Here is a 12,965-nt window from a genome sequence, read left to right as displayed (position 1 = left end):
GTGATAGTTTTTAAATTTATTTTCTTAAAATTTTGGCTAAATAGGTGATTCTAAATGCATCAAAAAACAATAAAGATGAGGTTTTTAATGCCATTTTTTCAAATATAGGACTTAAAAAAAATAGGTGATTTAATATGAATTGGTTCTGTTTGTACAACTTTAGCATTTTGATATCGTACAGATGAGAATCTTTAGTCTTCATAATTCTCGTCAAATTTTTCATTCCTTGTTTTACTTTTTGAATAAATTTTTTATTCGAATCTACCTCCAAGTGAAAAATGGAATTCTCAATATGAGAAATTGTAATGTTTTGTTTACTTAAATCTAGAGAAAATAATGAATCCTCATAACCATATCCAGATAGTAACTCTTCATCAAACTTTACAAGATCAAGTACCTTTTTTTTAATCAATAAGTTGGCTGTAAATACATATCTAAATGGTTGATTATTCCTTTCTATAGCACTAATTTCTTCTCTCTTTTTCCCAAATTTCCAACGTAAACTTCCTTTTCTAATATCATCCATATAAAACATTCCTCCATTAATTACATCTGAATTTGAATTTTCGATAGCTGAAATATAGTTTTTAATAAAATCACTTTGGATCATTACATCAGCATCTAAAAACAATAACCAAGGAAATTTTGCTCTACTAGCTAACAAATTTCTAATAGCACTTCTACCAATATTTTGAGACAAAATTTCAAAAGAAGTATACGTTAAGTCATTAGCTTTTTTATTTTGTAAAACACTTTGATCTTTAGAAGCATCATCTATAACAATGATTTCAAAAGGAATACATTCAGAGGTAAGTTGTTGATGTAATTTTTCAACTAATGGAAAGGAATTCCAACAATATGTAGGAATTAATACTGAAATCATTCGCTTTTAGTAGGCTGTTGTTGCACTACTTCAAATATTTTACCGCCTTCACACTTAACAGTTTTTTGCTTAAATTTTACAATTAGCTGGTAATCATGAGTGGCCATTAAAATTGTTTTACCACTTTTATGAATTTCATTTAGTAATTCCATAACTTCAAGAGATGTCCTAGGGTCTAAATTTCCAGTTGGCTCATCAGCTAAAATTAATTCAGGATCATTCAAAAGTGCACGAGCAATGGCTACACGTTGTTGCTCACCACCAGAAAGCTCAAAAGTTTTTTTGTAGTATTTTTCTTTCATACCTACTTTATCCAAAACTTCATAGATCTTTTCTTTACGCTCATTTTTATCCTTCCATCCAGTAGCTTTTAAAACAAATTCCAAATTATCAAAAACATTTCTATCATTTAATAACTTAAAATCTTGGAAAACGATACCTAATTTTCTTCGTAGAAAAGGAATATCTTTCTCTTTCATTTTTTTTAAGTCAAAACCAACAATACTTCCTAAACCTCTTTGTAATCTAAGATCACCGTATAATGTTTTTAGTAAGCTACTTTTACCACTTCCAGTTTTACCAATTAAATAGTAGAAGTCACCTTTGTTTAAGGTGAAATTTATTTTTGATAACACTAAAATATCTCGTTGATAAATATCTGCATTTTCAAGCTGCAGTATTGGTTCTTCCATAAAAAGTAAGTTTTTACAAATCTATTATTTATTATCTATTAAAGCCACTTTTTTTATCTTTGAGGATTGTTATAGTACAAAACAAAATCAAAAAGATGACGTTATCCTAAAAGGGGAACGAAAACAAAGATAAAATCTGATATGAAATATAACTATTTATGGATCGTATTTTGTTGTTTTTTGGGTTTAAAAAGCTCAATGGCTCAGAATACTGAGGTGCAAACGAATATTGATGGAAAGTTTCATAGAGCCATAACTTTATATAATAATAAGGCATATTCTGGAGCGCAGCGAATCTTTAAAGAGGTTTCTGCCAACACAACCAAACATAATTTACAAACAGATGCAGATTATTATGATGCTATGTGTGCGATTAAATTAAATCAAACAGAAGCAGATAGTAAAGTGTTAGATTTTGTTAAAAAACATCCTTACAGTAGTAAAAAGGAAAAAATATATTTGAATATAGGAAACTATTACTTTGCGAATAGAAAAGCATCACATTCTTTAAAATGGTATCAAAAGGTAAATCCTACACTTTTAAATGTTGAAGAAAAAAAAGAGCTCAATTATAAAATGGGATACACGCTTTTAGTATCGAACTATTTGAAAGATGCTAAAGAAAAATTTGCAACGTTACTTGGTGATCCTAGATATGGTACAGACGCTCGTTATTTCTATGGATATATTTCTTATAAGCAAGAAAATTATGGCGAAGCAGAAGATAATTTAAGTCAGTTAGCCGATAATGAAACGTATAAGGCTGAGGCTAATTATTACTTGTTAGATATGGCTTTTAAAAGCGGAAAGTTTGAAAAAGCGGTACAAGTAGGAGAAAAAATCTTACCAAATATTAAAAAACAACAGCAACGATCTGACGTAAGTAAAATTATAGGGGAGAGTTACTTCAATTTGGAACAATATGAAAAAGCGGTTCCTTATTTGAATAAATATGAAGGTAAAAATGGTAAATGGACAAATACAGATTACTATTATTTAGGATATTCTTACTATAAACTTCAAGATTATACAAGTGCAATAGGACAGTTTAATAAAATTATTGGAGGAGAAAATAAAGTAGCACAAAGTGCTTATTATCATTTAGCACAATGTTATTTAAGTGAAGGAAAAAAGTCAGAAGCGTTAAATGCATTTAAGAATGCTAGTGAAATGAATTTTGACCCTATTATCACTGCCGATGCAGATTTAAACTATGCCAAGCTTAGTTATGAAGCAGGAAATCCATATAAGAGTGTTCCACAAGTCTTAAAGGAGTATTTAGCTAAGTACCCAGAATCACCAAATACACAAGAAATTTCAGGCTTATTAATTACATCGTACTTACATCAACAAGATTATCAGGGAGCTATCAATTATTTAAAAGCCAATCAGAATCCTGAAAATAATGCTTTGGCGCATGAAGTATCATTATACAGAGGAATGCAGTTGTTTAATGAACAAAAATTGAATAAGTCATTACCTCATTTTTTAATAGCAACTAAAGCAGTAAACGATACTATTAAAAACAAAGCGCATTATTGGTTAGGTGAAACCAATTATTTAATAGGAAATTATAGAAATGCTGTAACTTCTTTTTCAGCAGTGAGTGCTCCAAATTTTGAAGAGGCTGAAATGTTAAACTATAACATAGCTTATGCTTATTTTAAGCAAAAAGATTATAAAAATTCAAGACAATATTTCTATGAATTTTTAAATCAAAATTTAGAGGATAATGACTTTAATGATGATGCTTCTAATCGTTTAGGAGACTCTTTTTATGCTTCTAAACAATATGGTGAAGCAATTAGTGCATATGATAAAGTGATTAATGAAGGAGGTTCTGGTGCCGATTATGCACAATATCAAAAAGCAATGAGTAATGGATTAGCTGGTGATAGTAAAGCCAAAGTTAATGACTTGCATAATCTAATTAAAAACTACGATAGTTCTAACTTAAAAGACGATGCTTTATTTCAGTTAGCAACTACCTATACTAGTTTAGGAAAAACAAAACAAGCCAATATTTCATACAATAAGTTATTAGAAGAGCATCCTCAAAGTGGTTATATACCAACAGTAGAATTACGTCAAGGATTACTGGAGTACAATTCAGGAAATAATACGAAAGCACTTGAAAAATTCAAATCAGTAGTCGCTAAGTATCCGAATTCTAATGAAGCGAAACAAGCTGTAGCTAGTGCCAGAAATGTGTATATAGATTTAGGTAAAGTAAACGAATATGCAACATGGGTAAAAACATTAGATTTTGTAAATGTTTCTAATAGTGATATTGATAATACTACTTATGAAGCTGCTGAGAATAAATATCTTGAAAATAATGAGATTAGAGCTATTAAAGGGTTTACTGGTTACTTACAAAGTTTTCCAAATGGATTACATGCATTAAAAGCGAATTTTTATTTAGGGCAACTTTATTTCAAAGGAAGTCAAAAACAAGATGCAGTACCTTATTATAAATATGTAATTGATAAAGGAGTTAATGAGTTTTCTGAAGAAGCATTAGCTAAGTTAAGTCAATTGTACTTAGAAAAAGAGAAATGGAATACAGCAATGCTACTTCTAGTTCGTTTAGAAAAAGAAGGAAATATAGATCAGAATATCATATTTGCGCAAAGTAATCTGATGAAAGGGTATTATGAAAAGAAAGATTATGAGAAAGCCGTTACTTATGCAGAAAAAGTATTAGCTAACAGTAAAATAGATGAAGTAGTGGGTGACGATGCAAGAATTATTTTAGCGCGTTCTGCGATGGCTACTAATGATCTTGTAGTTGCTGAAGATTACTATAGTACATTAGATGATACAGCAACCGGAGAGTTAAAAGCGGAAACATTATACTACAAAGCATTTTTCCTTCATGAAGAAAAAGCATATGAAAGTTCTAATGAAGAAGTTCAAAATCTAATCGCCAATTATTCAACCTATAAATACTGGGGAGTAAAAAGCTACATTATAATGGCTAAGAATTATTATGCGTTAAAAGATGCCTATCAAGCAACGTATATCTTAGATAACATTGTAAAGAACTTTACGCAGTATAAAGATTTAATAGAAGAAGCTAAGAACGAGCTTAATAAAATAAAGAGTAAAGAAGCTAAAACTAACGAATCCATCAGTTCTAAAAAGTAAAACGTACATGAGAATGAATAAAGGAATAATACTAACAGTATTGATGTTTGTTGCGCACTTTGGTATAGCACAAAAAAAGGACAAAACAGAAAAAGCAAAAGATACTATTATTAAAACAGAAGTAGTAGAAGTTGTGACCTCTTATGCGCCTAAAGTAACAGATGCATTTAAAATAAAGAAGAAACCAGTCATTAAATTGTCTAAAAATAGCGAACGAAAAGCTTTAGAATATAAAGTACAAACCGTTCCAGTTGCTTCGAAATTTATCCCTAAGAGTGGAGTGTTAAAGGGGATTGATGTAGGAGATAGAGAGCGACTTTTTGATAATTATTTTTCACTAGGATTTGGTAATAATTTAACGCCATTTGTGGAAGGATATTTTCAAAATACCAATGCGTTTGAGTATGAATATGGAGGGAAAATTAATTTTATTTCTTCATCAGATCCGGTGGCAAGTACACCTTTAAGTAGTAGCTATTACAATGCTAGTATTGACTTATTTTTAAAGCAAGAAATGCGCTTTTTTGACTGGAAAGTTGGTGCAAACGCGTATAGAAATAAATACAATTGGTACGGACTACCAACTGATATAAACTTCACGGATTTAGCGATTAATAGAATAGAAGAAGAGCAATTATATCAGTATTACAACATATTTGGTTCTATATTTTTTCCAAACAGAACTACTGAAGAAGTTAATGGATCTATTGCTTATTTTACAGATAGCCAAGATTCAGATGAAATCCATGCTGATGTAGATGCCAAGTTTGCTATTTCACTAGGGCGATTTGGAACTAATTTAGAAGATTTACAATTAAGAACTTCGATTAATTTTGTAATGGGAGGATTTGATAGAACTTATGCTGATCCTGATCAAAAAATCAATTACAGTTTTGCTACAGCAGGAATTAACCCTTCTTATGCATTATCATTTGGTGATTTCGATATGAAAATAGGAGGAAAGGCGTATTATTCTTTTGATTTAGAAAATAGTGAAGGGAAATTTTTTGCATATCCAGATGTTGAAGCTAACTATCCAATTATAAAGAGATATGCTAATATTTATGCAGGAGTAAAGGGTGATTTAACGGTAAATTCTTATGAGGGTTTTACTTCTGAAAATCCACATGTATCACCAACATTAAATATTACGCAATCTAGTGAGGCATTCAATGTTTTTGGAGGTTTTAGAGGGATACTAAGTGGAGATTTTAATTACAATACAAGAGTAAGTTTTAAGAAGGAAGAAAGTAGAACATTTTTTGTGTTGAATGAATCATTATCTAATGGGACTACAACGGCAACTCCAGCAGGTTTAGGTTTCCCAGGTTTTGGATACGGAAATTCTTTTGATGTGGTTTACGATGACATAACTACTATTGGATTCTTTGGAGAGTTAACCTATGATGTTTCTAGAAGATTAAACTTAGGTTTAAATGTAGAATTCAATACGTTTGACGTAAGTAATTTAGAAGAAGCTTTTAATTTACCACAAGTAAAAGCAGATGTATTTGCTAGTTATAAACGAAAAAAATGGTATGCAGGAGCTAATTTATATTTTGTAGGCGATAGAAAAGGAGCACAGCGTAGTGCTGATACGTTTACAGTGATAGATTTATCTAACTATATAGATTTAAATGTAAATGGAGGATATCATTTTAATGATTTATTCTCAGTGTTCTTGCGAGCAAATAATATCACGAATAGTCAATACCAACGATTTACTAATTTTGATGCACAAGGTTTCCAAGTTATAGGAGGATTTATTTATAAGTTTGATGCATTGTTTTAATTGAAATTTTGATCAATTAATTCATAATTGATAATTTCATTAGGAGTTTCAATTGTTTTTTTGACAATTCCAATGTCTAGAGCGATATAAATTGTTGTCGTATTGTTTATTATTTCAACGCCTTTTTCATCAACAGGCTTTAAAACATATCTATAACACGTGTATGTTTTATTATGTATTACTAGTAACTCATCGTCTTTATATAAAATAACATTATGAGTGATAATTTCTGTATCAGAGATATCTTCAGTACTAAATATATGTTTTAGTGTAGTAGCTTGATATTTAAAAGGAAATTTATCAATTGTGTAAGGATGTTGCAATGAAAATAATCGTTCAATACCTATTTGACTCCATTTAAAGCGTATGATACCTTTGTTATTGTGAAAAATATCATATTTTTCACCAAATTCAGTAATTACATATTGGGTATGTTCTGATAAATCGAGAGTATCAGTAACCGTATTGGCTATGGTTGCTATTTTTGCTTTTTCTGATTTTTTATTATAGATGGATTGCTTATAGATCCATTCATTATTAACAGCTAATGGAATTAAGTTTTCATGTACTTCTTCAGTATCATCTTCTGTTTCAATATTATCTTCATTGATAACTTTCTCCACCTTTATTTTTTCTCTAGTTTTAATTTGAACTTTACATGAAATTCCTTCTGCATTTAGCTTGTCAACTATGGATTGGAAACTAGCATAGTTATCAATCCAAGCTTTTGACTCAGAAAAAATAATATTTTCATTATCATCTATTTTATCTAGTAATTCTTCCTCAGTACATTGTAATACAGATTTTAACAATGCTGTATTTTGTTTTTGATAAGGAACTTCTACATAAAAATATTCTTCTAAATTTTGGATGTCCAACTCAAAAAGATAAATCCAATCAGGGCCTATAGCAGAACCCATTCTTTGGAATAAATCAAAATTTTTAGAAATCATTAAAGGACCAACGCCAACCCATCCTGATCTTTTGGCTGGAGAAATATATTTATCTTTTTTTTGGCACCAACTAATAGAGTAGCATAGTTTATGTTCTTTTATAGTTTCTCTTAATCCACATACAGCATATGGATTTTCTCCGTTCTTGTATTCTGTATCAAAAAAAAGATCGACTTCTGTAAGAATTTTATCTAACAGTTCATCGTCTAAGTTATGCTTGTGTTCAGGTTTTAAATTTTTGATATAATCTAGAAAATATTGTATTTCTCTTGTTTCAAATGGATTAGAAGAGTTTTGTAATACAGTATGTAAAAAAGGGATAGTATCAGTGGTATGATGAACTTTAAACAATACGTCTTTGGTTACACGAAGAAGTAGTAATACTCTCTCATGTTCTTCCTTATCTTTACTCTCAGGAAAGCCTTCATATATAGAAGAGTTATATGTTTTAGTAATCCAATTAAGTATTGGAGCAGTTACTTTTTCAGATAAAATAGAGTTATCATGTTTCTTTAAGGCAATTATGTCACTCAAAGCTTCTATACCTTCTTCCCATGAAATAGTATAATCAATACATAATTGTAAAAGTTGATGAATATATTGTTCTAGTGTGTCAATACCAATACCACCTTTCAATTTTTTTATATCTTCAATACTATTTAGATTCATATATTCCGATTCTTTTGATAAGAAAGGCTAAAAGTATTGCTTTTATATAACTTTATGATAAAAAATCCGAATGCAATAATACATTCGGACGGAACAAAATAAAAGGGGATTATTCGTTTTAGTGTAATACTTTTCTAAAGAAAGCGCTTGTTTTTTCCACAGCTAAATTCACTTCTTTTTCTTGATCATAAAATGCAAATTGATGCATTGGAGAAGGTAAATCTGTTTTAACCCATACTAATTCTTTATTCTTTGAAGGAACAGTTTCGAAGTACTTTTTAGTATAATCTGGTAGCACACTACCATCAGAATGAATCATTAATAAAGGTTTGTTTAACTTAGTTGCAGAAGGAAATGGATCTAAAGTTAACCAATCTTCCCAAGTAGCCACAGCAAACTGATCTGCACTCCATTCTGGTATTGCTCCTCTATTAGGATTTAAGTAATAATCATATTCACCATACATTGCTGCTGTTTCATCAGTAGTAGAAATAGTTTTAATATAAGTAAATTCACCAGTTTCTGCGTATTTCCTCTTAGCATCTTGCGCAGCTTTAATTTTGCCTTGCACACCTTCTATACCGCCATAAAATAATTTTACGGCTTCAGCATCATGTAACCAAGAGGCTGTGGTAGCTACTGCTTTTATAGCATTATCTTCTGAAGCTGCCATTAGCGTATACATAGAACCAGCACACACACCAAATGCTCCAATATGATCTGAATCTACTTCTGGTAAGTTTTTTAAATACGCTACAGCATTTTTAATATCTTGTATTTTCATGGATGGATTTTCCCAACTGCGAGGTACACCCTCACTTTCTCCATAATTTCTAAAATCGAAAGCTAATGTGATAAATCCTTTTGTTGCGAAACGCTCAGCATATAAACCAGCCATTTGTTCTTTTACGGTTGTCCAACTACCAGAAGATACAATAGCTGGATATTGTTTTCCTTCTTTATAATTTGGCGGATAATATAAATGTCCTACTAGGTTTAATCCTTCACTTTTAAAATGTATTTTTTCCATGATTTTAGTTTTTTTGTATTGTTTTTATAACGTCTTTTTTTGGAGTCTTTCCACAAGCATTTACTACTACAACTGCTGTGAGCATAACTAGTTTTTTCATCATATTTTATTTTGAATGTTATTGTTAGTAATAGAGCTTTATTAAATTTGATCTAACAATCCGAAACCTCTTGCAGCCACAATCGGATTAAAGATTTCTACGTATTCTATAGTTTCTCCTTTGTCATTAAACTTGAAAGTGGAGTAGTAGTTATTACGATATACTCCAGCATTATTTTTTAATTTGATTATCCCAGTATATTTTACAAACACGATATTAGGATTTTCCATAGCATAGATTTCTTCAATAGGAAATGTCATTCCTTCAAAATTAGGGAATACAGGTTCCCAGTATTTTCGGATAGCTTCTTTGCCTTCTGCTCCTGTTGGAAACAATTCAGAATGATATGGATTGATGTGTTTTGCATTCTCAGCAAATAAATTGGCTATAGCATTTGCATCTTCAGCTGTTAAAGCATTAAAAAATGTATATACTTTTGCTTTGTTTCTCATTGCGGTGTCCATTTAATTTGATTTAACGTTTTTAATAGCTTCTTGAATTAATTTATCGTTACCATTTTGGTATTTATAATTGAATTTCATTAGTGTTATTTTCCAATTATTATTGATTTTTTCTAAATCAAAATCATAACTACCAACTACGGTCCAAATATTTCCATTGTTATTTTCCAAATAATGGGTTGCAGTTCCATAACAAAAAGTATGGGCTTTACTTTCATTTATTTCTGTAATGAAGTTACCTAACTGATGGTGAGTATATGTAAATCCTGGTAATACAGTTTTCCATGCAGAAGTAATATCTGTAGGCGAAACTTTAGCGGCTGAATTTCCTGTCATAGAAGAATAATCTAGAGTTACGGTATCAGCAAATAGAGACTCAACAATTTTCCAATTTCTATCATCACTATGTATAAATAATTTACTAATGGTTTCTTGAATACGTTGTGTTTCGTTTATAATTTCTGATCTCATTTCTTGTGATTTTAAATGTTGACTTGCTATTGTACATAGCAGACTTACTACTATTGCTTTGATTTTCATATCATTTATAGTTTGATGATACAAAGATCAATAAGAAGAGATAGGATGGATTTATAGAATCAAATCAAGAAGTATAAAAATCAAAGATTATTGATTTTTTCTAAATGTAGTAGGAGTTTCTCCTGTATGTTTTTTAAAGAAGGTATTAAAATTGTTAGGAGCATCAAAATGTAAAGAATAAGCAATTTCTTTACTACTCATTTGAGTTTGTAATAACCGTGATTTAGCCAATTGTAATATATGTTTTTGAATTTGTTGTTTCGCTGTATGTCCTGTAATTTGTTTCACTATTGCATTTAAATAATTTGGATGTACGGCTAATTGTTTTGCATAAAAACTAGGTGAATGTGCTTTTTTAGTGATAGTTGAATTATCGTAAAAATTAGTTTCAATCAGAGCCTGAAATCTTGATAATAAATGAATATCTGCTTTTCTAAAAGCAGTTTCAGCATCTTGTTCACTTACTTGATTATTAAAAAAACGTTTTACAAAATTTAGAAGTACTAACACTTGACTTTCAATAATAATAAGCGAATCTTTTTTTAAGTTCTGTTGCTCTTCATAAATGGCTTCATAAATAGACAACAATTTTGAAACTTCTTGGGGTTTCACTTCAAAAGGTATTGACTGATCAATCTTTAAAAAAGGAAATTCACTTAATAATTGTTGTAAATATTTAGATTGTGTGATAAATTCTTTAGAAAACATTAAATAATAGCCTTCCCAATCGGGTAAAATATCCCAAGAAATTATTTGAAAAGGAGAATTAAAAAATACCGTAGCTCCCTCAGGAAAATTTGTATGATGCCCTGAAATAGCTTTACCAGAACCTTCTACTTTTATAGCAATAGCATAAAACTCATGTTTAAAAGGAGGCATTTTAGCAACTACAGTTGGCATATTCTCTTCAAAACGTCTAATATCAAAATAAGGATGTTTTGGATTAGAAATCTGAATGGCTTTACAATAATTTACTATGGTTTTAAAGTGATGCATTGTAATTCTCTAGATGTATGAAATGTTTTCTAGTACTATTATAGTAAAAATATGTATTAACCAATCTAGGATGTAATTATTTCCATGGGTTGTTATTATAATTTTTTATATCTAATTTGATTTCACCATTATCATAAAACTTATAGGTAATTGCAGTACGATATTTATTGCCAGATAAAGCTGTCTTTTTATTGAAGTCAGTCATTACTTTAGAGTTTTGATAGGTGCTAAGATCAATAGTTTTCATAAATTTTTCACCTTCAATCGGAACCCATTTCTTACAATCATATCGTGAATAGTATACAGGAGCTATTGAAAGTACATGGTCTAAAGTATCATTATTGTTGATGATTTCAGCAATACCTTTGGTTTTATGTACATAATATGCTGCTTTATCCCAACCCATTTCCACAATATCACCCTTTTTTTGAGGAAGATGATCCTTTAAAAAACGAAGCTTTATTACAGTATCTTTCCGAGACATAGTACATTCATTAATGTTTACATATTGATATTCAAATGTTATATAATTAGGAATATGATCATGTGGAATTCCTTCAAAATCTCTTAAAGAAACGATATTGGTGGTTTCAAAAGGTAGGGTTGGATACACATAATATTTACATAGATTTCTAGCGCCAAATTTTATCGGTAACTCTGGATTTTTATGTGTAGCAATTTTGGTTACAATTATACCATATCCTTTTTCAGAATGCACTGTAATACCTATTTGAAGTGTATTAGGTTTTCCACAAGTAGCAAATACCAAAGCAAAGCTCAATACAACTAGACTTTTACAAATGTTAGGAAAGCAATTCATATTTTGTAAGTTTTATATTATTAGGATATTCATTTGGGTAATCAAACCTAAAGCCTAGGAGTTCTTTTATGGTTCTATTATGCCACTCGTAAAATAATTGTTCCCATCGGATAAGTAGTCCTTTTTCAATAGCCTTCGAATCAACAAGAATAGGCTTTCCTCTTTTGTGTCCTTGAGGAGCTAATTCTTGAAAATTAGTAACTGTTATGCCCTCAGAGTTTTTCTGAAAAACTAATTTGCCATATATCCATTCTTGTTTTTTAGGGTGAAAAAAAACAGATGACATACCATTGCGAGGTAAAGAAGCTCTCAATGTATTGAGTAGTTCTATTGGAATTTGTTTTTCATTGGCAAACTGATGAAACGCGTGATCACGATGAATAGATTTCGGTAATTTTATACCGTTTTGTATTGGACTTTTGTAGTATAAATCTGAATTTTCTCCAAAACAAATTTCATGAGTACATAATTCACCCTTTTGGTAAAATTTATATCCATATTCTCTACTTTTTCCATGTTGTGTAAAATGAAATAATGTTCTTTTCTTTTGGTGAACCCTACCTAAGGTTTCTTCATTTAGCAAATAATATAGAGGATGCCCTAAAAGGACAAATAAATTATGTATTTCAGTAGCATATAAATAATTATCTTTTATAGTATTTGATAACAAATAATGATCTAAAGTATATGAAGAAGAATTGTCTATCGAGGCTTTTAATCCTAGTTCAGAAATTGATTTAGTTATAGTATCCTTGCTAAGGAATTTTTTTTCTTTTTGAATAACAATACAACCAAACGTTTGATTCATGTATAGAGCTTTAGATTTTTATAGGAATATAGCATAATAATGATTTTTAATCTTGTTAGGTATTCATTACT

The 12,965-nt window shown here is 29.9% G+C and carries 11 protein-coding genes; 2 read left to right on the top strand and 9 right to left on the bottom strand.

What is annotated here, in order from left to right; translation table 11 throughout:
- Window positions 1–16: 16 nt before the first annotated feature.
- Together BVC87_RS08565 and BVC87_RS08560 are read right to left on the bottom strand one after the other, a co-directional pair.
- Entirely contained in the window at window positions 17–883 is an 867-nt protein-coding gene (locus tag BVC87_RS08565; protein ID WP_075341952.1) for a glycosyltransferase family 2 protein, read from the bottom strand.
- Window positions 880–1,575, bottom strand: a complete 696-nt coding sequence (locus BVC87_RS08560; protein ID WP_075341951.1) for a cell division ATP-binding protein FtsE — start codon at window positions 1,573–1,575, stop codon at window positions 880–882. The genes BVC87_RS08565 and BVC87_RS08560 overlap by 4 nt, the downstream gene beginning before the upstream one ends.
- Before the next feature lie 198 nt (window positions 1,576–1,773).
- On the opposite strand from BVC87_RS08560, the gene BVC87_RS08555 reads away from it, so the two are divergent.
- Complete coding sequence (locus BVC87_RS08555; protein ID WP_083629352.1) at window positions 1,774–4,725, top strand: tetratricopeptide repeat protein; 2,952 nt, start codon at window positions 1,774–1,776, stop codon at window positions 4,723–4,725.
- A gap of 13 nt (window positions 4,726–4,738) precedes the next feature.
- A complete protein-coding gene (locus tag BVC87_RS08550) occupies window positions 4,739–6,517 on the top strand; it encodes a TonB-dependent receptor (protein WP_075341949.1) in 1,779 nt (592 codons plus the stop codon).
- On the opposite strand, the gene BVC87_RS08545 is transcribed toward BVC87_RS08550, so the two are convergent.
- From BVC87_RS08545 to BVC87_RS08515, 7 genes are all read right to left on the bottom strand, one after another.
- Complete coding sequence (locus BVC87_RS08545) at window positions 6,514–8,139, bottom strand: hypothetical protein (RefSeq protein WP_075341948.1); 1,626 nt, start codon at window positions 8,137–8,139, stop codon at window positions 6,514–6,516. The genes BVC87_RS08550 and BVC87_RS08545 overlap by 4 nt on opposite strands.
- A 118-nt stretch (window positions 8,140–8,257) precedes the next feature.
- Window positions 8,258–9,169, bottom strand: coding sequence for an alpha/beta hydrolase (locus BVC87_RS08540; RefSeq protein ID WP_075341947.1), 912 nt, complete (start codon window positions 9,167–9,169; stop codon window positions 8,258–8,260).
- 141 nt (window positions 9,170–9,310) lie between these two features.
- Window positions 9,311–9,721: a nuclear transport factor 2 family protein gene (locus BVC87_RS08535; RefSeq protein WP_200799177.1), complete on the bottom strand. Its 411-nt coding sequence runs from the start codon at window positions 9,719–9,721 to the stop codon at window positions 9,311–9,313.
- Between the two features lie 12 nt (window positions 9,722–9,733).
- Window positions 9,734–10,270, bottom strand: coding sequence for a nuclear transport factor 2 family protein (locus BVC87_RS08530; RefSeq protein WP_083629350.1), 537 nt, complete (start codon window positions 10,268–10,270; stop codon window positions 9,734–9,736).
- Between the two features lie 87 nt (window positions 10,271–10,357).
- Window positions 10,358–11,266, bottom strand: coding sequence for a helix-turn-helix transcriptional regulator (locus BVC87_RS08525; protein ID WP_075341945.1), 909 nt, complete (start codon window positions 11,264–11,266; stop codon window positions 10,358–10,360).
- Window positions 11,267–11,342: 76 nt separating this feature from the next.
- Window positions 11,343–12,086, bottom strand: a complete 744-nt coding sequence (locus BVC87_RS08520) for a hypothetical protein (protein ID WP_143569747.1) — start codon at window positions 12,084–12,086, stop codon at window positions 11,343–11,345.
- Complete coding sequence (locus BVC87_RS08515) at window positions 12,070–12,894, bottom strand: hypothetical protein (protein WP_075341943.1); 825 nt, start codon at window positions 12,892–12,894, stop codon at window positions 12,070–12,072. Before BVC87_RS08515 ends, BVC87_RS08520 begins: the two co-directional genes overlap by 17 nt.
- Window positions 12,895–12,965 lie beyond the last annotated feature (71 nt).

It is taken from the genome of Tenacibaculum agarivorans, from assembly GCF_001936575.1.
Lineage (GTDB): Bacteria > Bacteroidota > Bacteroidia > Flavobacteriales > Flavobacteriaceae > Polaribacter > Polaribacter agarivorans.
This window is presented reverse-complemented; position numbering and strand designations above follow the sequence as displayed.